A 25,357-nucleotide genomic window follows, 5' to 3' on the forward strand; every position below is an offset into this window, starting at 1 on the left:
CTGTCCTGGCGCGATCGGCTGATGTTGATCTGGCAACTGGTGCGATCTCTGGGCAGGCGATCGGCTCAAGTTCAGCCACCGAAAACACGATCAGTGTTGGACGTTCTCCAACCATTTGTGGGTGTTGGTGACGGACCTGAAGACCTATCAACAAATCCTGCCTACCTAGAAGGTTATGGTGAGCCTCATTCCAAATTGAGCGATCACCTTGATCAGGATCAGCAGTCATAACTGATGCTGTGGCAATGATTCAGGGTTAGTTTGTATCCCCGATCGCCACGAAGGCCGCCCAGTTTTGGGGCCCGGGATATTGCTCCCGCACCTGCAACATGGCCGATCGCAACGCCACCGCTGGATCGCTGCCCGCTGCTCGTTCTGCATAGAAAATTTGCATCATCAGGGCTGTGGGTTCATCCGGCACTTTCCAAAGACTTGCCACCACCGTTGGCACACCGGCCTTGAAAAATGCCCGTGCCAAACCGATCACCCCTTCACCGCTGACGGTTCCTCGGCCCGTGTCGCAAGCACTCAGCACCGCCAGCCGCGCTTGCAAATTGCGATCGAAGATTTCCGCGATCATCAATCGCCCGTCCTCCTTGCCGTCGGGAACCAGGGCCAACCAACTTTCCAACCCGCCATCGGCCGTCCTGGGCACAACCCCATGGGTCGCAAAGTGCAGCAGACCCGCGCGATCGATCCGTTCTTTCACCTTCGATTCAGTAGCTTGGGCCCCAATCAAAGGCGTAGCATTCAGGGTTTGGGCGATCGCCCGGGCCTCAGACTCTGCGCCCTGCAACGGGTTCAAATTGTCCGGCATCGGGTCAGGATTGCCCACAATCAGCGCTGGGCCGTTGTTGGTTTGGGGGCGGCGGGCCGCTTCCGCCAACACCGACACCGAAGGCGCAAAGGCCAGGGTATAGCGATCGATCAAAAATTTGCCCGACTCATCCCGCAGGGCCGCAAAGGGAACCACCGCCAATTCACGATGGGGAATGATGATCAATTTGCTGCCCGTTTCTGTGGGTAATAAATCAGCGATCGGCTTGATTAACAGGTCATAGCCTTGTCGTAAATCCGTGGGATTTTCAGTGATCTGTTCGTTGCCCGTTCCTCGTAATTGATTAGCAAGATCACTCAATCCTTGATCATTGCCCCGCATACTGATTAACCGCAGGGTAACCGCACTGTTTCGCAAAGCTTCCGCCGTTTGACCCAGACCTTTTGCAGATTCGGGTAAGGGAACCTTCCGAAAAGCGATCGCCCCCTGAGGTGGAATCACCCAAATATATAGCTCTCTCCAAACAGTGGAATAGTGAATAATTGTGCCGTTTTGTTGTTGAGCGATCAACTGCATTTCAGCAGCCGTTAGGGATGAATTTGGGGATGTGGGATTGGACTGCAAAAAAGACAGCAGCGATCGGGCCCGACCGCGATCGGCAACGACAACTCCTTCAGCCATTTGATTCATAGCGATCAAGGTTCGTTGCAAAGCTTGATAAACATTTTGTTGGGTTTCCAGCAGCGAGATGCGATCGCGATCGTTCTGCCCAAAATCAGCTTGAATTGCTTCCAAAAGATCTAAGCTAGATTGCAACGCTTTGGCGGATTCTGCCAATCGATTGGTATAGAAATTGGCAAGACCAAGATTGCTGAATGTCATGGCTGCCACCTCGCGACTGCCAATGGAGCGAGCGATCGCCAAAGACTGTTCGTAATATTCAATGGCACGCTGATATTGATTAAGAGCGTGGTAAGTCATCCCGAGGACAGTCAGGGAATAGGCCTCTCCGGCTCGGTTGCCAATTTTGCGCTTGATTGCTAGGGATTGTTCGTGATAGGTAATGGCGCGTTGATATTGCCCAAGGTCGTGGTAACTGTTGCCCAAGCTGCTCAAAACCACGGCTTCATTTTCTCGATCGCCGATCGCCCGCTGAATGGCTAAGGCTTGCTCGTAATAATTAATCGCTTGCTGATGCTGACCCAGATTGTTATAAACATTGCCTAAATGATTTAGAGAAATCGCTTCTCCGTTGCGATCGCCAATCTCGCGCTTAATCGCCAGGGCTTGCTCTTGATAGTCAATTGCTCGTTGCTGCTGACCGAGGGAATTGTAAATCTGACCAAGATTACTCAGAGAAATCGCTTCTCCGTTGCGATCGCCAATTTCGCGCTTAATTGCCAGGGCTTGTTCTTGATAATTGATCGATCGCTGATATTGACCCAGTAAATTGTAAATAGTGCCAAGATTACCGAGTGAGATGGCTTCTCCCTGGCGATCGCCCAATTGGCGATCGAGAGTCAAAGATTGTTCATGATAGTCAAGGGCGCGTTGATAGTTTCCCAAGGATTGGTAGGCTAATCCCAAATTGCCTAAAGAAGCAGAAATTCCTTGCTGATTGCCGATCGCGCGGTCAATTTCTAGGGATTGTTCGTAATAGGTAATGGCGCGTTGGTATTGTCCCAAACGGTTATAGGCATTGCCCAAACTGCCGAGGGAATCGGCCAGACCCGATTGATCGCCCAATTGACGCTCGATCGCCAGGGATTGTTCGTAATAGGTAATGGCGCGTTGATGATCTCCGAGGGATTGATAAGCATTGCCCAGGTTATGGATTGACTGGGCGACTCCCTGGAGATTGCCCCGTTGGCGATCGAGCGCTAAGGACTGCTCGTGATACTCAATGGCGCGTTGGTATTGACCCAAAGCATCATAAGCATTGCCCAAATTCCCGAGGGCCGCTGCTTCCCCGCTCTGAGACCGAAGGGCGCGATAAATCTGAAGGGCGGCTTCCCAAGACTGAAGGGCCGCCCGAAACTGACCGGTTCGGTATTGTTGAATTCCCTGTTGCAACAGCCGATCGGCCGCTGGTTTGGAGGGCAAATCCGTAGGCGACTGGGCGGGTTGCGCCGATCGAACCGGCTGGGGCAGGGCGATCGCGGAGGTTGCGCCTAACAGCCACACCAACCCGCCCAACCAGAGTCCACGCATGGCCCAATTCCCCCGCACTGGATCGCCTTGCCACCCACCATAGCCTCAACCCAATCGCGATCGCCCCCTCAACCAGTTGCAGCCGACCGTTGATTCACCCCAACCGCGATCGCCCCCTCAACCAGTTGCAGCCGACCGTTGATTCACCCCAACCGCGATCGCCCCGGCAGACCATGGCAGAATGAGAACCGGTTTTCCGTCCCAAATCGCAACCCGGTAACTGTCCTATGCCTCCCCGTTGGCCCCGTGAACCCGATCGCGCCGATCCTGAATATCGCAAACTTGACGATCGGATGACCTTTGCGACCCACGTGGCGATTTTTGCCGCCAGTAACTCGGGTCTGTGGTTTTTTGAAACCCTGAACCGGGCGAGTGATCCTTGGGCCGTTTGGGTCACCCTGGGCTGGTTGGGAGCCTTGACCCTCCATGGGGTTTATATCTTCGCGATCGCGGACTATTCCGCTTAGATGGGTTGCCCATGACTGCGCTGCTAGAGGCGATCGAACAAGCCCTAGATCATTGGGATCGTCAGCCCTTTGCGTCGGAACCCCTGGCCCAATTGCGGGATCTGCGTCGTCAATTGGCGGAACAGTGGCTGGCCACGCCGGACGCAGCCATGGCGACCCAATGGGAAACCGGCCGCGCCGCCCAAGCGGCCCTTTGGGATTGCAACTTGCGCTATGAGGCCTTGACCCCCGAGGAACGCCAGTGGCTGGAGCCGATCGAGCGGGAATTGGCCGCCACTTGGCCAGCTCCCCGCCTCCAAGCGGTTTGGGCGATCACCCTCTATCAACGGGCCGAAACCTGGTTACCCGATCTGCATGGGTTGCAACTGCCGCCTTGGGCGATCGAACCCTTTTTTGACTATTGCTTGGCTTTTCCCTGCTTTTTTCGAGAATTGGGCGAGGTCGATCGCTATGCCAACTTCACCATCGCCCTGGTGGACTATTTACATGAACAAATTTTCCGCTATCCACAATCGGCACAATGGCAAAAAATCGCCCTGACTTTTAGTAATTTGGCGAACCTTGTCCCGCTTTATTTTTGCGATCGGAACTTGCGATCGACCTTTGCCAAACGGGCTGCGATCTTGGAATTTTCCCTGCGGTTGGCGGGCCATCAATTGGAATATGACTTTGCACCCCGACCGCCCGATCGCCCCAAGATTCGACTCGGAATTCTGAAAACCAATTATTTATCCCACCCGGAAACCTTCACAACCTTTCCGGTGTTTGAATGGCTCGATCACGATCGGTTTGAAGTGATTTTGTATGTCATTGATCGCGATCCAGATCTGCTAGATGCCTATCAACAACGCCGATCGGGAGATGCGATCGTGCCGCTGGTGGGTGATCTCAAACAACAGGTGGCCCGAATTCGGGAAGATGATTTGGATTTGCTGTTGGTGGCCACGATCGTCACCAATTCCCTACATCGGGTGTTGATGATTGGGGCCCATCGGTTGGCGCGGGTGCAAATCCATTCCGTCTCTTCCCCCGTCACCAGCGGCATGACCCATATGGATTACTACCTGTCGGGTCAGCTCACGGAAATCACCAACGCCGCCGCCCATTATCAGGAAAAATTGCTCTGTGTGTCGGGGCCGGCCCACTGTTTTGACTACTCCTTGGAAGCCGCCGAACCGCGATTGGTCATCGATCGGGCCAGTGTGGGGATTCCTGAGGGGGCGATCGCCTTTGTTTCGGGAGCCAATTTATATAAAACCATCCCCGAACAACGGGAAACTTGGGCGAAACTGCTGGCCCAGTTTCCTGATAGTTATCTCTTGCTTTGTCCCTTTGGAGCCAGTTGGAAGCGCAACTATCCCAAGGTGCAGTTTTGGCGGCGCTTGCGGGAAACTTTGGCCGCCCACGGAGTCAATCCCGATCGAGCCATTGTGTTTGACCAATTGCCCAGCCGCGCCGATGTGAAAGCGGTGTTGCAACTGGCTGATATCTATCTCGATTCGTTTCCCTTTGGTGGGGCGAATTCCATTGTGGATGCGATCGAGGTGGGGTTGCCGGTGGTGGCCCGCGAAAGCAACTGGTTTCGATCGCGCCAAGGGGCTGCCATTTTACGCGATGTGGGTTTGGGGGATTGGGTCGCCCGCTCAGAGGCAGATTACCTGGCTCTGGCGGGGCGTTTGGCGGCGGATCCAACCCTGCGGCAATCAATTCGCCAGCACCTAACCCAAGCCTTGGCCCGGCCGCCGCGCTGCCTGGATAGCCGAGCCTACGCGGCCGAGGTGAGCCAGCAGTTGATGCGGGTGTTGGAACAGTGGCAGGGCGATCGGGTTGAGTGATCGATTTCGTGACCGAACCTAGGGCGAAATTTGGCCGTCGCCGGTCGATCGTTGCATTTGCAGCAGCGACCCGTTGTAAGGGTTCGGCAAGTCCTGTGTCCGAATCCAGGGATCCGACAGGCTTTGGCGTTGCAGCACTTCGTAATACAAGCGGCTGATGTTGCGGCTGTCAGCATTAGTGCCCTTTTCGGGGAACGGCAGCCCTAGGATGACTTGCAACTGTCCCCAAATCGTTTGATCGGTTTGGGTTGGGGGGTTGTGGCGATAAAACGTTGCGTCAAAGGCTTGGGGAATGGTGGTGATCGGAATGGCGGCCGATGAACGACTGCCGGGAGTGCCGGTTTGCACCGTGCCGCTGCCCAAGGGGTCGTTTGGCCCCGGCACAATGACCCGATCGCCATAGTCAGCCGACTGGGCCAGGGCGGGGCCCACGCTCAAAACCGTGGCGGCGATCGCCGAGCCGATCACAGTAGCCCAAGTGGTGGTCTTCATTTGCTTTGCTCCTAATCGATCGCAGTCTTGCATCGTGCTCGATCGCTTCTCAGACGACCGCCAACGAGTCACGGGCTAATGGCTCCAAAGATCAGCCCCATCTTGCCACGGGTTCCCGAAAGGATGCAATGGATGGAAATTTTGCAGAATTTTGCAGAATGCTGTTGCTAACTCATTTACTAACTGCTTTGCCAGCTCCTTAAAGATCCAGATAGCGCCCAGAACTGTCCTGGGGGCGGGCATGGAGATAGCGGCCCGTGGTGGCAATGCTGGCATGGCCCAGGGTGGCTTGCACCAGGTGAATCGGCGCACCCCGATCGAGGCTGTGGCTGGCGTGGGCGTGGCGCAACCAGTGGGGCGAAACATTGGCCTCAATACCCACTCGCTGGGCCGCCGATCGCACAATTCGCATCAGTTGCGAGGGATCCAGGTGGCCCCCCTTACGGCTCCGAAAGATCGGGTCTTGGCGATGGGGCAACGGCTCGATCGACTCGCGATAGGCCTGGAGTTCTTGCCAGAGCGTTGGTGGCAGCAACACCGCGCGGGTTTTGTTGCCTTTGCCATAGACCGTCACTTGGCCCCCATCCCCTCGGGGTTGCAAATCTCGCCAACACAGTCCACAAAGCTCACTAGCCCGCACCCCGGCCGCGTAGAGCAATCGCAACATTAATCGATTTCGGAGCTGGGGTTCTGCTGCCAGCATTTCTTGTACCTGAGTTTCACTTAAAATCCGCTCCGAAAGGGTGTCTTTCGTGCTGGGGACTTTAAAAGCCACCGCCGGATTGTCGGGAGCCAGGCCCATTTGATGCGCAAACCGCAGCAGGGATTTAATCGCCGAGATCGAACGGCCCATGCTGCTCGGAGCCAGTCGATCGCGCTCCAACTCATCCAAAAACCCCTGCACATCAATGGCGCTCACCTGCTCGATCGGGCAATCCACAAAAGCCAAAAACCGCAAGGCCTCTCGCTGGTAATAGCGACGGGTGTGGCGGCTTTTGCCATGGAGCCACAGGGCCAGGAGCCGCTCATGGGCCGGCGAAAGGGGCAAATCAGGGCGATCGACCCGATCGGCTTCGGGCCGTGAGCCGATCGATTTTCGAGAAGTGCCGCCCAATTTCGCCATGGAACCTTCCCCCAGAACCTATTTCATAATCATCATAATTGTTTGAAAAGAAGTTTAAATTCTCAAAGCTTGTAACAACCAAGTTTTAAGCGAAGGTCTAGGATGTCTAAAAAGCCCAAGTTAATCTGCTGTTGATCTGATTGATGATCACTTAGATCATTCGATTGATCGATGAAAATATCGATAAAAATAAGGGCTACCGATCAATCAAGACAAGGGGCTTAAGCCCCTTGCTCCCAGGTGATTGAAACTATGATCGAAAAATGACCACCAATCCCACCACAATCATGATCACCGCCGCCACCCGATTCATCATCACCCCTAGCCGTTGACCAAAACGCAACCTCGCACGACTTGCAAAATAGGCATATCCCAATTTAACGCCACCCACCGCCAACGCCGCAATTGCCATCAAAATTAGAATATCCAAGGTTGTCAATTGCTTCAAATTAACAAACGCTGGCAAGAATCCTAAATAAAACAAAACAGCCTTTTGATCACCCAAAGTAATCGCTAAGCCGGTGATGAAATGCCCCCAGTTGGATGGCTGCACAGAAATAGTTTTAGTGGGTTCCAATTCTTCTATCTCACTCAAGGAGTCATGGTGAATAGTCGATCGCCCCGTTGAACGCCACAACAAACAGCCGATCGTCACCAAATAAGCGCCGCCCAAATACCGAATGATGGCGAAAGCACTGCCTAGCGATTCAACCAACAGAGTCAACCCAAAAACCGCCAGCAAAATCAACAGTAAATCCCCTAGAACAATGCCCAGCGTTGTCCAAACACCTGGCCGGAATCCCCCTTGGGCTGCTGCCGCTACCACCGTGAACACACTGACGCTGGGTAATGTGGCTAGGATTGTCATTGCCCCAAAGAGTGCAACTAGGTTAGTCCATTCAAGATTCATTTAAGCCACACAATTCATTGGACAAATTTAAAATTTATTTAGTGATTTGCTTTGTTTAATAAATAAAAATCCAAATTAATAAATTATTTGAGGTTATTACTTTAAATATCACTTAGATTACTTAAGATTTACCTTTATTGCACCAACTGTAACGCAAACAGGAGCGATCGCCCCTCAAAACCAGCCCATCAGTCGCCATGATCATGATTGCGGCCTATAAATTACGATACAAAACCACAAAACTACAAAACCACAACATGGAACCGCCCGGCCGCGCCGATCGCCCCATTGCGCCCAATCGAGGCCAGCCCTCGATCGCCAACCAAGACCCCATGGGCAATCCAGAACTTGGAACAGTCAACAAGACCAGCGAAATGAGTCGTTTATGATATGCACAATCGTGCAGCGGGGCTGATGGCTAGCTCGCACGGGGTGAGGAGTTGCGCCGGGTTTCAGAGCTATGCAGTCGCCAGGAAATTTGCCCGATCGGGAGCCGGATCAGCCCTCCGAGCTTGAGCCATCCCCACCCAGATCGCGCCGTCCCCAAAGGAATCGAAGATCCCTGTGGCGTTGGGTGGGACGGGCGGCCGTTTTGGGGTCGATCGGGCTGGTGGCTGGGGGTCTGGGGTTTGGTTGGTACTGGCTGCACTATCGATTTTCGGATTTTTTGTCCGCGGCCCTCAGCGATGCCCTGATGCGGCCGGTGAAGGTGGGGCCCCTGACGGGATTGTCTTTGGGCGGGCTGACCTTTGGGGAATCGGCCCTGTTGCCCACTGCGCAGGATCCTGACCAGGCGAAGGCCGGTGCGGTTGAGGCCAGGTTTGATTTTTGGTCGATCGCCCAGTTGCCTAATTTGCTGGGCGATCGCGTCATCCCGATCGCGATTACCTTTCGGGAGCCGTCGGTGTATGTGGAGCAAACCAACGACGGCAATTTGTTTGAAGTGCGCTTGAAGTCGGGCCCTAAGCCGCCCTTTGAGCTGCGTCCCAGTCGTTTTGAGTTCCAAAATGCCCAGGTGACCTTGGTGCCTGCGCCGGCCTTGGTGAATCGGCCCCGGCGATCGACCCCGCCGTTGCCCGTGAAGATTGTGGCTTCCGGTTCGGCGGATTTGGAGCAGTGGCGTGCTGGCCAGCCGGAATTGGCGCGGTTTTCGGTGGTGGGAACCGTGGGGCAAGCGCGGCCCGGACAGTTTGACCTCAAAGGAGAGTTCAAAATTCCGACCCAGGAGTTGGCGGTGCGATCGCGCCTACAAAACCTGGATGTGACTGGATTGGCCCAGGCCATGCCCGCCCCGATGACGATCGAGCGGGGACGGGTGGACGGGGTGGCCGATGGGCGATATCAATTGGGGAAAAGCATTCCGGCGCTTCAGGGCACGCTGCAATTGCGAGATTGGCGCATCACCAGCCCCCTCGTGCCCAAGCCCATGGCCCTGGCCACGGGGCGGTTGCGGTTGCGGGGGCCCGTCGTGACGCTGGATGAGGCCCAAGGTCAATATGGATCCTTGCAGGCGATCGCGAATGGGCCGGTGGATTTTTCAGGAACGGTGTTGAATCTGCAAAATCCCCTCAAAACCACCCTGGAGGCTAAATATGATGTGACGTTGCGGGCGGAGGCGTTGCGGCCGGCGGATCTGGCAACCACGCTTGATCAGACCTTGCCTCTCCCGATCGTGGGGCCGGTGGAGGTGAATGCCAGGCTACGGGGAACGCTCGATCGCCCGCAAATTACCGGCAATTTTGTCTCGGTGGGCGGCTTACGGGTCGATCGCCTGACCTTTCGGCGCGTTCAGGGCAATTTCTCTGCGATCGGCCAAGGATCGGAACCGCCCAAAAATTCGCCCCTTCGCCTGTTTGAAAATTGGCAAAGTCGATTGGTGCGGGCCTTTCCCCTGGCGGCTCGGCTCGATCAGCTGCGCGTTGAACCAACGGCCGGGGGCGCAATCACCGCCGATGGTTCGGCCCGTCTGTTGGCGAATGGGGCCTTGGATCGGTTGGGCATCGATCGGCTGTCGGCCGATTGGCGGGTTCAGGATCTGCCCCTGGCCCCGATCGCCCAAGCCTATGGCCTGAATTTACCCCAGAATCCGGGGCCGGTCTCCGTCACGGGGCGATCGCGCGGCAACCTAACCGCGCTGGACACGGAGGCCCGCACGGAACTGCTGGGCGGGCAAATCACAACGGCGGTGCAACTGCGCGATCGGGCTTGGGCCGGCTCGGCCCGGCTGCAAAATCTGCAAGTGGGGCGGGTGATTCCGCAACTCTCGGGCCAATTGACCGCCACAGCCCAAGCCCGGGGCACTTTAGACCGCCCCTTGACGGGTTTGGCTGTGCAGGCGGCGGGCAACTTGCAGAATTTGGCCGGCGGCAAGCTGGATTGGGCCGCCCAGGCCACGGGCGATCGTTGGCAATTGCAAACCCAGTTGGCAGGTATTCAGTTAGCGCGGATCGTGCCCCAAGCCACCGGACAACTCAGCAGCCAGGTCACGGCCCAAGGAACCGTCGCCGGCCTGTTAGCCCGCAATCCTGCTTCGATCGCGGCCCAAGTAACGGGGCAACTGAGGCCGGGCGATCGCTCCAGTTTGTTAACCGTTGCCCAAGCCAACTACCTCAACCAACGGCTGCCGATCGACTTCGCGGCCCGTTGGGATGGGCAAGCGATTCGGCTCGATCGGGCCGTGGGGCCCGGGTTGCGGGCTGAAGGTTCCTTATTTCCCTCCATTCCCCCACAACTGGCCAGCTTGCCCACCCTCCGCCATCTGGATTTGCAAGTGGCGGTGCAAAACGTCAATTTGGAACCCCTGCCCGGCTTGGTTCCTAATCTAATTCCGGCCGGGGTGCGGGATGCGTTTCGCGATCGGCCCCTGCTGGCGGGGCGGGCGAATTTTACTGGTCAAATCAATGGCCCTCTAGCCGGTTTACGGGCGATCGGGACGGCCAACTTGGTGGGGTTGGAAGCGGCGGGCGCAAACTTTAACCTGCTGATGAGTGGGCCCGTGGACGTGAGCTTGAATCGGGGATTATCGATCGACCTGCGGGGCGAGTCCGATCGCCTGGCCCTGCGGCTCGATCGACAATTTCTACCCACCGGCTTGGATCTGCAATGGCAAGGGGCCACCGCCACCGGCCGCCGCCAAGGGCGAGATTTTTTGGCCGAGCTGGCGAATTTGCAATTGGAGCGGTTGCGTTGGCCCGCAGCCCTCACGGAACCGGCCGGCATTCCCCGAGGGACGATTGCCGCCCGAGCACGCCTGAACCTCGATCGCTTCACCGCCCAGGGGCAAATCAGCGCCGAACAACCGGGCGTGGGGGTGGCCTTTGGCGATCGATTCACCGGACTGTTTGGGTATGCCAACAACCGCGCCGTGCTGACCGATGGCAAGTTGACCCAAGGGGACAGTGAATATCTGGTGGGGGCGGAGTTGGTGGTGGCCGCTGACCCGCGCTTCAAGGGCCAGGTGCAAGCCCGCAACGGCAAGCTGGAAACCCTAATTCGGATCCTGCAACTAACGGATTTTGAATCCGCAGCCCAATGGGCCAAAAACCTGCGGCCGCCCACCTATGCCGCTGCTGCCCAGGTGGCTCCCTTGGCGGTGGAAATGGCTGATCAACCCCTTTCCCAGCAGTTGCGGAAGTTAGCGGAAATCAAGGCCCTGCTGAACCAGTCGATCGCCGATCGCTGCAATGCCAGCCCGATCGTCAATCTCGATCGAATCCGGGGCGGATTTGGGGCCAATCTCACCTTCAATGGCAGCGTGCAAACGGGCATTGCCGCCAAGTTCAATCTCTCGGGTCGCGACTGGAGTTGGTTACCGGAAGAGGCCTGTAGCCTGGCTCAAGTGGCCCTGAATGCGGATCAGGTGGATATTCGCGGTGACTTCCAAGACAACACCCTCACCCTGGCCCCCTTGGAATTTCGCCGCAACGATATCCTGCTGGCCTTTGCGGGGCAAATTGGCAAAACCCAATCGGGTCAATTTCAGCTCACCAACTTTCCCGCCGAATCCCTGGAAAATATTCCCCAAGTCCGCGAACTCTACGGCCGCACCGGTTTGCCCCGCCTCAGTGGCCGGGTGAATATCACGGCGGCCCTGGCCGGCACGATCGACGATCCAAGGGCCGTGGGGCAGGTGGTGCTCAACAGCGGCAAACTGAACAACACCCCGATCGAAACGGCCACTAGCAACTTTAGCTATGCCCAAGCGCGGCTGAATTTCAGCAGTGCCGTGGCGGTTCAAGGCAGCCAAGACAAAGATCCGATCGCCATTACCGGCAGCATTCCCCAAAAGCTCCCCTTTGCCAAGGTGGAACCCGACAACGACAGCCTGCGCCTGAATGCCGAATTGGAAGACAAGGAATTGGGGTTGGCGAGCTTGCTAATTCCACAATTCCAATGGCTGGGTGGCCAGGGGCGCGTGCGGCTGAGTGTGGGCGGAACCTTGGCCCAACCCCAGGCCACCGGAGAAGCCCAGTTTGCCAACGCGGCGATCGGGTTGCAGGGTCTCTCCCAAACCGTCACCAACATCAACGGCCAAGCCACCTTCACGGGCGATCGGCTGGTGGTGAACGGCATCAACGGAGCCTTTGGCCAGGGACAAATTCGCGTGGGGGGCATGTTGCCGATCGCCGACACCAAAGCCCTAGGGCCCAACGATCCACCCCTGAATGTGGCTTTGGATCAATTGCAGCTTAATTTACGAGATCTCTACGAAGGAGGCGTGAACGGCCAAATCAGCATCACGGGCACGGCCCTCAAGCCGATCGTCGGTGGCAGCCTGGGCCTCGTCAATGGTCGGGTGATCTTGCCCACGGATCCGGCGGCCCTGATGGCCAGCGCGCCCAATGCCGCCACCGTGGGGATCACCCCTCGCTTCCAAAACCTGCAAGTGAACTTGGGCCGGGGTCTGCAAATTTTGAAATTGCCCGTCTTAAACTTCCTGGCGGAGGGTGGCCTGGAACTGAACGGAACCTTGGCCGATCCGCGCCCCAGTGGCCGCATTCGACTGCAACGGGGCTTAATTAACCTGTTCACAACGCAATTTACCCTGGAGCGCGGCGAACCTCAATTTGCGGAATTTCGCCCCCGATCGGGTCTGGATCCCTACCTAGATGTCAAGATGGTGGCCTTTGTGCCCGACTCCAGCCGCAACCCCCTGCAAACGGACAATACCAGCGGCTTCAATCCCGCCGAAATTCGAGAAAGTGTGGTTGGATCCATGGGTTCCGCTCGCACCGTTCGGATCAAGGCCACCGTCCAAGGTCGCGCCAGCCAACTGCTGGACCAAATTCGCCTCACCAGTCGGCCCGCCCGCAGCGAAGCACAAATTTTGGCCCTGATTGGTGGCAGCTTGATCAACACCTTTGACGATCGCAGTGGTGGGGCCGTGGTGCTGGCCAACTTGGCCGGCGCTGGGTTGCTCAACAACATTCAAACCAACATTGCCACCGCGATCGGGCTGACGGATTTTCGGATTTATCCCACCACCGTCACCGCCCGCCCCCGGGGCGACAACAACCGGAACGATCGAGCCACCGCCCTGGGTCTCGGCATTGAAGCGGGCATTGACCTGAATAACAATCTTTCCGTTTCGATCGCTCAGATCATCTCAGAAATTAACAACACCACCCGTCTCAATTTGGACTATCGCCTCAACGACGACACCGTAATTCGCGGCTCCACAGACTTTGCGGGCGAGTCGCGTCTTTCGGTGCAATTCGAGCGCCGCTTTTAGAGGGCTAGTTCACCGTTGATTAACCCCCAGTATCTTGCAGCATACCTAGCGAGCTGCCGCCGCCAAATAGCGGGCAATTTCCATCAGCTGATCCTTGGGGAACGTGGAAATCAGAATCCGAGCAGCACCCTTGGGATCCCGAGGAATGCTGACTTGGCCATTGGCCGGGGCTGGGGCCGGAGTAGCGGCCGGAGCGGCTGGGGTCGCGGCGGCAGCGGCGGCAGCGGCTGGTGGAGCAAATTTTTGGAGTTCGGGGCCCAGGGTGATGCTGTGGCCTTTGCCCCCGGCCATTAACTCAGTGGCCTGTTTCAGATCCCGCACCACGATCGGGGCGATCGCATTGAAGGGCACTTTGGGATGGGCGATCGCCCGGCGGGTGGCTTGGATCAGAGTTTGCCAAGTGGCATAGCCATCACCCAATTGCAGCAGCTTTTGACAGAGGCGATCGAGCTGTGAGCGCAACTCCGGCGTGGCCGGTTGCTTAAACAGCACCACCATTTGCTTCAGCGCTTCCATCACCAACGGGCCAAAATTGGCCGGCAGTGGTTTAGCCGCTGGGACAGGTGCTGGGGCAGGTGTTTCCGGTTCGCCCGCCGCCCGCTTCTTAATTCGTTCGTACAAGGCCTCTAGAGCTGGCCGCAGACTGTCCACCGCCGGAACCGCCTGCTCGTCGTTGTAAGTGCCACCCTCCAGGGCCCGAGTCAACTTCTCCAAAAGGGCAACACCATTTGCGAAGTCTTTGTGATCTCTGGCATCTAACTTGATAGGATTTTCGCGCAGGAACTTAAAACAGTTTTCAAGCAACAAAGCCAGGTGGCGCATTCCCTCAAAGCCAAGCATGGCCGCACTGCCCTTAATGGTGTGGGCGGCTCGGTAGATGGTGTTGCACTCCTCATATTCTTCGATGACTGCTTGCAAGTTCCCCAGGGCCGCCTGCATCGCCTCCAGATGCTCATTGGCTTCCATGATGAAGTACTTGACAACTTGTTCGTTACCACTCACGGGCGGCACTCCTCGCGACGACAGGACGGAAGCAGCGGCCGGGCTAGGATCCAGGGCAATCAAAAGGGGGGCAAAACCCCTGGAAGATGTGATGCCGCTGAACTAGCCCGCGTTGGTTGGCACGGCTGGGGAATAGCTACGCCCGCGCCACTGCGTCGGCGTTTGCACCGATGATAGCCCAATTCTCAGGGCGGCCAAGGGATCCGCCAAGGGCGACAGGAAGAAAAGCCAGGGAAGCTTTGCGCCGCTGAGGTTATAGGACGGTGCGATCGCCCAATTTAAGGCAAATCGGATTAGCAACAGCGCCAGATTCAGGCCCCAGGCGGCGGTTACCAACCAGGAAGCACTGGCACAGGCCGGCTCGAATAATAACAATACCAAGGGTAAGGGCAAGCCCTGCACTGCTAACAAAAAGAGACAATCCCCCAAGGTTTGGGCCCGGGGGCTGGCATCCTTAAGATCAAGCGATCGGCCCCACTCTTTCCAGGTTTCGGCGGCCCCTTCATACATGCGCACCTCGATCAGCTTGCCCCCATCCAAAAAGCCCACCTTCATTCCCTGGGCCGCCGCCGCCCGCGCCAGGGTCACATCATCACAAAAAGACCCCCGAGCGCTGCTGTAGCCGCCCAAGTCCACGAGCCGATCGCGCCGCACCAAAAAGCACTGACCATTGGCCATGGTGCGAGTGGGCCCCCCGATCGAGCTGCCCGCCGGCCCAAACCGATACACCAGCGTCATCAACAGGGCCGGTTGCAAAATCAGCTCACCGGGCGTTTGCAGCAAAAAGCGCGGCGAAAAAGAAACCAGGTCATAGCCCCCCGCTTCGGCCGCCGCGATCGCCGCCGACACCAAGCCCGCCTTGGGCCGAGTATCCGCATCAATCCCCAAAATCCAACGGCTTTGTTCGCTGCTGTGGCGAAACCCTGTGTGCAACGCCCAGGGCCGCCCCACCCAATCCCCCGGCAAGGGATCATCCGGCAACAATCGCAGGCGGGGATCTTGGCGACCAGCAGCCTTCACCAGTTCCGGCGTGCCATCGGTGGAGTCGCTATCAATCACCAAAATTTCCCGCACCTCGTAGCCCTGAAGCCCCAAGCCCGTTAGGCAGGGCCCCAGCCTGGCCGCCTCGTTCAGGGTGGGCACTAGAATGCTGACGGAGCCGAGCTGGTCGTGGGTGGTGTCCCTGGGTTGTAGGGGTCGTTGGCGATTGGGGCCTTGCATCAAGCGAGCCAACAAAATGGCAACGGCCGGAAGCTGCACCAATAACAACCCAAGGGCGATCGCCCCCCAAACTACCGCTCCGGTCTCAGTTTCCGCTCCGGTCACCATGCTGCTGTTCTCCAGTGGGATTGATCGCAGTGGGATTGATCGCAAAGGGCGATCGAAATAAGGCGCAATATCAAAGCGCAATATAGAACGCAATACAAGGCACAATGCATCAGCCCAAGGGGTTTGTGAACACCCGCGAGGCTCTCAACGTGAATTTTACAAGGGGCGTGTGGCCAATTGGAGCTTGCCTGCTTGGCTGAATGCTTCACCGAACAACAACCCCCCGCACCCGCTCAGAGGGGATTGGGGGGAAAAGATTGGGGTTATGTTGCGATCGGGCGATCGGCCAAAAGCGGCCAAGCTCCCGTTCGTTACTCAGTAACCACTACTTAGCAACCACTTCCATCGGGGGAGCATTCAGAGGCTCAGTCTCCGCCGATTCCGCATTGGGAGCCTCCGTCGGCGCGATCGCCCACAACAGCACCGCCGGCAACACCCCGATCGCCACACTCATCATCGTGGGCACCAGGAATCCCGGATCCAGCGAAAACACCGTAATCGCCGCCCCAAAGGCAAAATTCACCAGATAGACAATCACTGGAACCGTCAGTTGCGATCGGGTCAAATTTAACCGCTGACCACGCCACAACAGCGCCGCCACCGACATAAACACCATCCCCGTCGCCACCCAACCCGACAGGTTGCGATAGGGCATTCCAAAGAACTCGCCAATTTCCTCAAATTCCCAGAAGGGTAAAGACGTTTGGCTCATGGCCGGATCCAACACCAGATCCCAAGCCATCAGCAACACCGCGCCACCCACCACGGCCCCCGCCTGGCGCAGCAGCCCCGGCAAATTCAAACGCTCCAGCCCCACCATCACCAGCAGGTAGCAAACCGCACCCATATAAAACCAAGACAGCGGAATCGTGAACGGCACCAAACCCGCAACCTTATATCCCAACCCCGACAAGTAGTGATAGTGACCAAAGGGGAAGCCAGTGCTGGTTCCGAGCAGTTCGCTGCCCAAGGACAGGCCCACCGAGGGCAAGAAAAACAGCAACATCCGTTGCCAACCCAAAACGCGGGCCAGGTACAGGGCCACGGCCGCTGCACCCAGGATGATGTAGCCAACACCCCCCTGACCCATACTCCATTGAAAAAACTGGATTCCAATGGGCGGCAAGCTGGCGATCAGGTCAGGACGAGGCAAGACGTACAGCAACCCAGCCAGGCCAAACGCCATGGCAATAATGTGACCTATCAGGCAAGCGCGCTCAATCAACGAGAGCGGCTGTTGGGGCAGTGACTTCATGACACTCCTCAAAGTTTCGAGACACCGATCGCATCCGGCCAGTTGGGCCCGGATGGTGTCTAACTAGTTTACGAATCTTTAAGAGAATTTTTTAAAAAAGATTAGATTTTGCCAAGCGGGGGCCGATCTCTCGATCGGATTGTTGCCAGCTCAGCCAGATCGTTGCCAACGGAAGGCCCTGGCCCAAGGGATGGCCCTCAAGGGATCCAGAGACCAAGCCCTAGGTTTCTGGATGGGCCGTCGGGCCCGTTTGATGGTGCGGAATTTCAATGACAAAGGTAGCTCCTTGGCCGGGCGCAGATTCGCAAATCAAGCGGCCCCCATGGCGCTCCGTCACGATTTGATAGCTGATGGACATGCCTAGCCCCGTGCCCTTGCCCACGGGCTTGGTGGTAAAGAAAGGATCGAAGAGCCGTTGCTGGATGTCTGGTGCGATGCCTGGCCCGTTGTCTGAGAGTTGAACTTGCACCCAATGCGGGTTGATCGCCCGGGTCGTGATCGTGATTTGGCTTGGGTGGTTTTTGATGGCTTCGGTGTCACGGAGGCGATCGCGCTCTTCAAGGGCATCGATCGCATTCACCAAAATATTCATAAACACCTGATTGAGCTGTCCGGCATAGCATTCCACCCTCGGCAAAACACCGTACTGCTTCACCACCTGAATGCCCGGATGCTCCGGCTTGGGTTTCAGGCGATTTTGCAGAATCAGCAGGGTGCTATCAATTCCCTCGTGCAAATCCACCTCCTTCACATCCGCCTCGTCTAGGCGGGAGAAGTTCCGCAGGGAGGAGACAATTTCGCGAATTCGATCGGTGCCCACCCGCATGGATTGCAAGAGCTTGGGCAAATCTTCCGCCACAAATTCCAAATCCACTTGCTCAATCAGGTCGTTGAGGTCTGGGTCTGGGTTGGGAATTCGTTCTTGATAGGCTTGCACAATTTCCAGCAGGTCTTCCGCGTAGCGATGGGCATGGCTGAGGTTGCCATGGATGAAGTTCACCGGGTTGTTAATTTCATGGGCAACTCCCGCCACCAACTGCCCCAAGCTGGACATTTTTTCGCTTTGGATCAGTTGATTTTGCGTATGTTGCAGATCCAGCAGTGCCGCTTCTAGGTCGGCGGCCTTTTGTTGGAGGGCATCTTCGGCTTGGCGACGCTTGGTGATGTCGATCGAGGTGGCCACAATTCGATAAACACGTCCCTTCTTGTCAAACAGCGGGTTCAGGGTGGTCAGCAACCACAGATGCCCCTTCTGGGTGGTGACATATTCATCCTGAACAATGGTTTGGCGTTGGTCTACGCAACTCCAGTAATGGGCTTCCAAAATGGTTCCGTATTCTTCGCCAAACACTTCAGTGGGGGTGTGGTGATAAACCCGAGACTCGTGCAGTCCGGTTAAGCGGGCGCTGGCCGCATTCCAACCGATATATTCCAACCGGCGATCGGGCAGGACGGCCAAAACAAAAATGGGATATTCCACCCCGTCAAAGATGGTGCGCAGGAAGGCTTCGCGATCGAACAGTTCCAGTTCTGCCAACTTCCGATCGGTAATATCCGTGTGAACCCCCACCCATTCATAGACACTGGCCACATCATCCAAAATCGGCACAGCCCGCACGCTCATGTAGCGATATTGCCCGTCATAGCGTCGCAACCGATGCTCCAGGGTGAAGGGTTGTTTGTTGATGATGGAACGAGACCAGGCGGTCTCCGTGGCGGCGCGATCGTTGGGGTGAATGGCATTGAGCCAACCCCAGCCCAACAAATCCTGGCGCGATTGGCCCGTAAAGGCCCGCCACTTGGGCTGATCGGCGGCAAACTCTCCCAGGCGACTGGTGACCCAAACAATTTGTGAGGTGGCCTCAATCAGGGTGCGGAACCGCACTTCGCTCCGGCGACGGATGGCCTCCGCCTGTTTGAGATCGCTGATATCCATCAAAATGCCGTAGACCCGTGCGATTTGGCCGTTGGCATCTCGCTCCGGCAGTCCCTTGACTCGGAAGTAGCGCGGTAACCCGTTGATTTGTTCTATACCTTCGAGTTCCAAATCGTAGGGTTGACCGTCGTTGAGGCATTCTTCAAATGCCATCCGCAAGCGTTGCTGGGAGGAGGGGCTGTAGAGGGTAACCGACTGATCAAACTCCGGCACCCCTTCCTCGATCGGGTAGTTAAACAGCCGGAAAATTTCCTCTGACCAACTGACTTGACCGGTCGCCACGTGATATTCCCAGGAGCCCAAATGGGCCACGCGCTGGGCCTCTTGCAGGCTCTCGGTGAGGCGACGGAGCCGCTCTTGGGCTTCGTAATATTCCGTCACGTCATACATCACAACCATGGCCCCAATTTGGTAGCCGTCGCTTTCCCGCAGAGGTTCCGCATGGCAAACAATTCGATGGGGGTCTTCGTTGGGCACGTGAACCACCATCTCAAAATCATGCACCGATTCCCCTAGGATCGCCCGGCTCAAGGGCATCTGGGCCGGGGCGATCGGGGTGACGCTATCCGGTTCCAGGACGGTGTAGAGGCTCATCCATTCTTCGGGCACAAGGCCTTGCAGACTACAGTTGTACCACTGCCGGGCCGTGTGGTTGGCGAGGGTGATTCGCCCAGCCATGTCACAGGCCATCACCCCGTCGGAAACGTTATCCAACACCAACTGCATGAGCGATCGCTCCTGTTGCAGGGCCACTTCAGCGGCCTTGCGATCGGTCACATCCAAAACCAATCCATCCCAGATCGATCGCCCATCGCTTAGGAACCGTCCCCGAGCAGCAGATTGGAGCCACTTCACTTCCCCTTGGGGGGTAATGATCCGATATTCATGCTGCCAATTGGTGCGGGTTTCAATGGCAACCCGAATGGATGCTTGGACACCAAGCAAGTCATCGGGGTGGGTCAGCGTCCAGAGACTGAGGGGGTCGTTTTGACCGCGGATGGGGTCAATGCCATAGACCTCCTGGCAGCCGGGACTGAGATACAGGAAGCGCCCCAAGGGATCGTTGCCAGACGTTTCGTACTGATAAATCACGCCGGGTATGCTGTCCGCCAGTCGCTGGAACCGATCGCGCATTTGCTCTAGGTTTTGCAGCGCCAACTGTCGGTCGGTAATGTCCAGCAGCAACCCATCGGCATGTAGCGTGCCTTCTTCATCCATCACCATGCGTGAAATGCCTTGAATCCAGCGCAATTCACCCGAGGGCAACAGAATTCGATATTTATGTCGCCATTCCAGTCCATGGTTCACGGCTCGCTCCATGGATTCTGCGAAGATGGCCACATCATCGGGATGCACACAACTCCACATGGCAGCCGAATCTGCCAGAATCGCATCTGGTTCCACATGGAAGATTTCGCGCACCCGGGAACTGATGTAGATAAATTCCCCTAGGGGGTCGCCGGTTCTGCGGCGGTACTGGAAGACAATGCCCGGTAGGTTATCGGCAATTTGTTGGAACCGTTGGTTGGCCTGGCGCAAGGCCGTTTCGATCCGCCGCTGCTCCGTGATTTCAACCACGATCGTCCCGATCGCGCTAATGGTTCCTTCTCGATCCCAAATGGGAAAATAGGACAGGTTCCAAACCCGATCGGGGTCGGGGTGATGCAGTTGGGCCCCGGTCACCTCCAGGTTGGAAATGGCTTGGCCCGTTTGCCACACCTCTTCATAAAGACGCTCTAACTGAGGGGCCAAGTTGGGCGCGGTGGCCTGCATCGTTTGTCCGAGGTGGTCTGCCACCGTGAGGCCATTCAACTCGGACAAGCGATGATTGGCTTCCAGAATGCGGTAGTGGCGATCGGTAATCGCAATCCCGATCGGGGCCGCCGCAATCAGCGACTTCAGCAACGCCTGTTGCCGCAACAACTCCTGCTCAGACTGGTAGCGCTCCGTCACATCCTCATAAATCGCCATCAGGTATTGCGGGCGATCGCCATTCCAAATGGCAATGCGGCGGCTTTGTAACCAACGCTGCTCACCACCAATCAGCATGGTTGTGGGTGGCTGATCCAAAATTTGTCGCTGTGCCAAGGCCGCCCGATCGCTCGCTCGGATCTCCGCTGCCTGTTCCGGCGCAAACAAATCATCCATGGGCCGGCCCAACAAATCCGCCGCCGCCACCCCAAACAACCGTTCTGCGGCCGGGTTCAAGGTGCTGACTCGCAACCCCGCCGCCTCCTTCACCACCACCGGCATCGGCAAAGCATCCAACACCGCCGACAGGAACCGTTGAGTGCGCCGCAGCTCCTCCTCCGCCTGCCGCTGTTGTGTCACATCAATCACCAAGCCATCCCAAAGCGTCCTCCCATCGGCCAAGCGCTCCGGCCGGGACACCAAGCGCAACCAACGCTCTTTCCCTGAGGGCAACATAAACGGCCCTTCCCAGTGAAAATCCGACAGACTTTGCTGCGATCGCTCCGTGGCCTGCCTCAGCGCTTCCTGATTGACCGGCGACAACATCTCAAACACCTGGATCATCGCCTCCGGTTCCACCTCGAATAGCTCACGACAGCCGATCGAGGCGTAGGGAAACGTCATTTCACCCGCCGCGTCTACTTGGAATTGGTAGACCACGCCCGGTAGGTTTTGCGTCAGACGATCAAACTGAGTTTGCTGCTGATGAACCTTCAGGCGCAGGGTTTCCAGCTCTTGCTGAAGAGCATTAAACACTTCAGGTTCCAGAACAATCGAAGCAGTCATGGCAGGCGCAGGATGGGGAGAAGGAGCAACTAGGAAGCAACTGGAGATGAACTAGAACCAATCGGTCAACCTCAGTTGGCGGATCTGAAGAGCAACTAGAACCAATTGGTCAACCTCAATTGATTAATTTGAAATGGTGAAATATGAGCAAAACATGACGAAAATCCAGCAAAAACACAATATTTTACGGCTCTGCTTTATGTCATGATTTTTACCTCAGTCACAAGAAAAAAATTCGTGAATTCACTAGCAGTAATTGATAGCAATTGATCATTATCGATCACTATCGATTAATGACTTAATCACCAGCATCCGTGAAAGCACCCACAATTACCATTTGTGATCGATATCAACGATCAACGATCATCATTCGTGATGGTCACTAGTTATAGCCACTGATTATTGCATCCATAGAGATTGATCATTTTCCCCAAAAGTAATCAATCGTGGAAGTACAAAATTCGTGAATGCTGATTAATGATCTAGAAAGTGTCGATCGGTGCAGAATTTTGGAATTGAAGATGAAATGTAACCTCAATTCGTGAAATTGCGCCCCAAGATTGCTCTAAAAGATCACCAATCTCCAAAACTCATTCCAAAAACCAAGGCAGGACGTAGACGTTAGGAACTAAGCTGGCAAAAACGGAGAACCCCGCAGGACTGATTCAAGGCGCTGCTACCCAAAGGGTGGTTGGCACTTCTTCGTTTTTGTGAATGAATTTTCGGGATCCCGGATGATTTGACCCGATCGACCTGAGTTCAGCCTATTGACGCAAATCCGGGAGTGATGCATTTGCTGATAGTCTAAGTCTATTCATCCACGATCCCCAAGCATGAGGATGCCAAGGCTTTTTGGGGCTTGGAGATTGCAGCTCAAAAATGTGCATCGGGATTGTGCCTCGGAAATGCGCAATCGAATCTTCAAATTGCAGCATTGGGTAGAGCAGTGACGAGTTTGGCTGCGATCGAGAGAGCATTAAGGCGATGGCCGTCCCTCGAACTCTCATCAAGACTGAAGAAGCACCCAAAACTGAACAATTACCCATGCATCACTCGTGAATCATTATGACTCTTTGCAGCATAAGGGAGTGTAAGTAAAATGACTCAGCGGGCGATTGCCCAATGGTGGCCCTTGGCTCAATTGCCAGGGCTGAGTGCGAAGGATTTGTTGCAACTTCAGGAATTGGGATTGGTTGATACCCGATCGCTCCTGCGATCGGCTGCGAGTCGCGACCAACAACGAGCGATCGCCGCCCAATTGCAACTCCATGAGCACCATGTGCGTAAATGGGTTGCCCTGGCGGATTTGGCCCGGGTTCCCAGCGTGGGACTAGATCACTGTGGTTTGCTGCTGCATTCAGGCATCATCAGCACCGTGCAACTGGCACAGCAACCGGCCCACAAACTCCATCAGCAGGTGTTGCGGTTGCATGTGCGAGAGTTGCAGCAGCGCAATCTCTGTCCTGACTTAGGCAAAGTGACGCGCTGGATTTTGCAGGCCCGAGAGGTGCTGGGGCGATCGCCGTCCTGATCGTCTCCCCCGATTGCGTGAATCCCCGGTGGATTCCAGAGTGAATCCCCGGTGGATTCCGGCGGCGATGGCTAAATCACGCGCAGAACGCTGGCTACCGATCGAATGGCATCGCTGGCGTGGATGTCGGCCAGGGCGGCACGGAAGTCCCCTTCTCGCACCGCATGGGTAACTACCACCACTTGGGCTTCGTCGCCGTTCACCTCCGTTTGCACCAGCGATTCCAAGCTGACCAGACGGTTACCAAAGCAACTGCCGATATGGCCGATCGTGCCGGGGCGATCGCTCGTCAGAAAGCGAACATAGAACCGGGTTTCCAGATCATCCAGGGAGGCGATGGGGCAAAAATCGCTGTGGCTACAAGCCAACATGGGATTAATGACCGGTGTGGCCCGTTCGCCCATGGCTTGCATGGCCGCCGCCACATTCAACACGTCGGAAACCACGGCGCTGGCGGTGGGGCCAGACCCGGCCCCGGGGCCAAAGAACATTACCTGCCCGATCGGCTGGCCTTCCACAAAAATTGCATTGAATGCGCCGTCCACACGGGCCAGGGGGTGGCTGTGGGGCACAAGGGTAGGATGCACCCGCAGAGATACGGCAGGCCCCTGGCGACGGGCGATCGCCAGCAGTTTGATCGCAAAGCCCAACTTATCCGCGTAGGTAATATCCGTGGCGGTGATGTTGCGAATGCCTTCCGTATGCACCGCTTCCCGCTTGATGCGGCCCCCGAAGGCTAAGGAGGCCAGGATCGCGATTTTGTCGGCCGCGTCCAGGCCATCCACGTCGGCGGTGGGGTCGGCTTCCGCATAGCCCAACCGTTGGGCATCGGCGAGCACATCACCAAAGTCGGCTCCTTCGGCGGTCATCCGCGACAGGATGTAGTTGGTGGTGCCGTTGATGATGCCGGTGATTCCATTGAGGCGATCGCCCCCCAGGGATTGCTTCAGGGGTTGAATGATTGGGATGCCACCGCCCACGGCCGCTTCCAGCATCAAATAAACCCCCGCTTGCTTGGCCGCATCAAATAGCTCTGGGCCAAAGCGGGCGATCGCGGCTTTGTTGGCGGTCACCACATGTTTTCTGTGGCGGATGGCTTCCAACATCAGCGATCGCGCCGGTTCCAGTCCGCCAATCACCTCCACCACAATGTCCACATTGGGATCGGTGACGATCGATTGCAAATCGGTTGTGAGCTGTTCGCGCGGAATTTCCACCGGCCGGGGCTTATCGAGCGATCGGGCCCCTACCCGATAGAGTTCCAACGATTGCAGGAGCGGGCTGCGGCCGGTCGCGTCCAGCAAAATCTGCGCCACACCCGCTCCAACGGTTCCGAGACCCAACAGACCGACTTTGAAACCCACGACTTTTCCCAACTTTCTCTAAACAATTCGTCCTGGGTCAGGGCGGCCACCCACGGCAGCCACTGACGGGGAAAACACCCGATCGCGATTGGGGCCGCTTGCTCAACGAGCCTGCTCAGCAAACCTCCCGCACCAGTTTTCGGAGTTTCGCGATCGATTTAAATTCCCAATCGTCAAATTCCTGACCATGGATATTCTGACATTGGGCGGCCCGCTCAAACGGGCCGGTTCCTCGGGTTTGTCCATCACCAAACGATCGCCAGGCAATCACCAGACAATCACCAGACAACGGCTGGGCTATCGGCCCTAGGATTCCGAATCCAGTTGCTCTAGGTCGATTTGATTCAGGTCGATTTGATTCAGGTCGATTTGATTCAGGTCGATTTGATTTAGGTCGATCGGTTGCAGTTGCGATTCAAAGGGCTTGGTGAATCGGGCAGCAGCAATTTCGTTTAACTTGTCCAGCGGCGTATCCCAAATCAACTGGGTCGCAGCCTTGGCAAATTCCTGATTTGGGCATTGGTCACCCAAAACGCAACCATTGACACAGGCGGTCTTACAGTCGATCGACCGGGGATCCAGGGAATTCGTCATTTGGCTCATGAAATGATTTCGGCTCTTCTCTGGCCCCTTAAC

16 protein-coding genes are annotated in these 25,357 nt (G+C 56.5%); 5 read left to right on the top strand and 11 right to left on the bottom strand.

What is annotated here, in order from left to right; translation table 11 throughout:
* Nucleotides 1–256: 256 nt before the first annotated feature.
* Entirely contained in the window at nt 257–2,989 is a 2,733-nt protein-coding gene (locus VPK24_RS14920) for a CHAT domain-containing tetratricopeptide repeat protein (RefSeq protein WP_393014527.1), read from the bottom strand.
* Between the two features lie 227 nt (nt 2,990–3,216).
* On the opposite strand from VPK24_RS14920, the gene VPK24_RS14925 reads away from it, so the two are divergent.
* Both VPK24_RS14925 and VPK24_RS14930 read left to right on the top strand, forming a co-directional pair.
* Complete coding sequence (locus tag VPK24_RS14925; protein WP_099534230.1) at nt 3,217–3,456, top strand: 2TM domain-containing protein; 240 nt, start codon at nt 3,217–3,219, stop codon at nt 3,454–3,456.
* Nucleotides 3,457–3,467: 11 nt separating this feature from the next.
* Nucleotides 3,468–5,291 (top strand): O-linked N-acetylglucosamine transferase, SPINDLY family protein, encoded by a 1,824-nt coding sequence (locus VPK24_RS14930; protein WP_393014529.1) that lies wholly within the window; start codon nt 3,468–3,470, stop codon nt 5,289–5,291.
* An 18-nt stretch (nt 5,292–5,309) separates the two neighbouring features.
* Here the strand turns inward: VPK24_RS14930 and VPK24_RS14935 are convergent, their stop codons facing one another.
* The 3 genes from VPK24_RS14935 to VPK24_RS14945 form a co-directional block, all read right to left on the bottom strand.
* Entirely contained in the window at nt 5,310–5,855 is a 546-nt protein-coding gene (locus tag VPK24_RS14935; protein WP_393014531.1) for a hypothetical protein, read from the bottom strand.
* A gap of 127 nt (nt 5,856–5,982) precedes the next feature.
* Nucleotides 5,983–6,906 (bottom strand): tyrosine-type recombinase/integrase, encoded by a 924-nt coding sequence (locus VPK24_RS14940; protein ID WP_393014532.1) that lies wholly within the window; start codon nt 6,904–6,906, stop codon nt 5,983–5,985.
* A gap of 250 nt (nt 6,907–7,156) precedes the next feature.
* Nucleotides 7,157–7,774: a LysE family translocator gene (locus VPK24_RS14945; RefSeq protein ID WP_393014534.1), complete on the bottom strand. Its 618-nt coding sequence runs from the start codon at nt 7,772–7,774 to the stop codon at nt 7,157–7,159.
* A 239-nt stretch (nt 7,775–8,013) separates the two neighbouring features.
* Here VPK24_RS14945 and VPK24_RS14950 point away from each other — a divergent pair, with 239 nt between their 5' ends.
* Together VPK24_RS14950 and VPK24_RS14955 are read left to right on the top strand one after the other, a co-directional pair.
* The gene (locus VPK24_RS14950) at nt 8,014–8,205 is read left to right on the top strand and encodes a hypothetical protein (protein WP_393014536.1); all 192 of its coding nucleotides are present in this window, start codon (nt 8,014–8,016) and stop codon (nt 8,203–8,205) included.
* Between the two features lie 71 nt (nt 8,206–8,276).
* On the top strand, nt 8,277–13,547 hold the full coding sequence (locus VPK24_RS14955; protein ID WP_393014538.1) for a translocation/assembly module TamB domain-containing protein: 5,271 nt from the start codon (nt 8,277–8,279) through the stop codon (nt 13,545–13,547).
* Nucleotides 13,548–13,592: 45 nt separating this feature from the next.
* Here VPK24_RS14955 and VPK24_RS14960 read toward each other — a convergent pair whose 3' ends face one another.
* The 4 genes from VPK24_RS14960 to VPK24_RS14975 form a co-directional block, all read right to left on the bottom strand.
* Nucleotides 13,593–14,549 (bottom strand): Hpt domain-containing protein, encoded by a 957-nt coding sequence (locus tag VPK24_RS14960; RefSeq protein WP_393014540.1) that lies wholly within the window; start codon nt 14,547–14,549, stop codon nt 13,593–13,595.
* Between the two features lie 102 nt (nt 14,550–14,651).
* A complete protein-coding gene (gene cruG / locus VPK24_RS14965; protein WP_393014541.1) occupies nt 14,652–15,878 on the bottom strand; it encodes a 2'-O-glycosyltransferase CruG in 1,227 nt (408 codons plus the stop codon).
* Nucleotides 15,879–16,203: 325 nt separating this feature from the next.
* A complete protein-coding gene (cruF, locus tag VPK24_RS14970) occupies nt 16,204–17,133 on the bottom strand; it encodes a gamma-carotene 1'-hydroxylase CruF (protein ID WP_393014543.1) in 930 nt (309 codons plus the stop codon).
* 220 nt (nt 17,134–17,353) lie between these two features.
* Nucleotides 17,354–21,826 (bottom strand): PAS domain-containing protein, encoded by a 4,473-nt coding sequence (locus tag VPK24_RS14975; protein WP_393014545.1) that lies wholly within the window; start codon nt 21,824–21,826, stop codon nt 17,354–17,356.
* A 1,099-nt stretch (nt 21,827–22,925) separates the two neighbouring features.
* Between VPK24_RS14975 and VPK24_RS14980 the strand changes: the two genes are divergently transcribed.
* Nucleotides 22,926–23,357, top strand: coding sequence for a DUF4332 domain-containing protein (locus tag VPK24_RS14980; protein WP_393014547.1), 432 nt, complete (start codon nt 22,926–22,928; stop codon nt 23,355–23,357).
* A gap of 71 nt (nt 23,358–23,428) precedes the next feature.
* On the opposite strand, the gene VPK24_RS14985 is transcribed toward VPK24_RS14980, so the two are convergent.
* The 3 genes from VPK24_RS14985 to VPK24_RS14995 all read right to left on the bottom strand — a co-directional run bounded on the left by VPK24_RS14985 (nt 23,429) and on the right by VPK24_RS14995 (nt 25,315).
* The gene (locus VPK24_RS14985) at nt 23,429–24,721 is read right to left on the bottom strand and encodes a homoserine dehydrogenase (protein ID WP_393014549.1); all 1,293 of its coding nucleotides are present in this window, start codon (nt 24,719–24,721) and stop codon (nt 23,429–23,431) included.
* Between the two features lie 115 nt (nt 24,722–24,836).
* Complete coding sequence (locus VPK24_RS14990) at nt 24,837–24,992, bottom strand: hypothetical protein (protein ID WP_393014550.1); 156 nt, start codon at nt 24,990–24,992, stop codon at nt 24,837–24,839.
* Nucleotides 24,993–25,027: 35 nt separating this feature from the next.
* A complete protein-coding gene (locus VPK24_RS14995; RefSeq protein ID WP_393014552.1) occupies nt 25,028–25,315 on the bottom strand; it encodes a hypothetical protein in 288 nt (95 codons plus the stop codon).
* Nucleotides 25,316–25,357 lie beyond the last annotated feature (42 nt).

The organism is Limnothrix redekei LRLZ20PSL1 (assembly GCF_043235035.1).
Classification (GTDB): domain Bacteria; phylum Cyanobacteriota; class Cyanobacteriia; order CACIAM-69d; family CACIAM-69d; genus CACIAM-69d.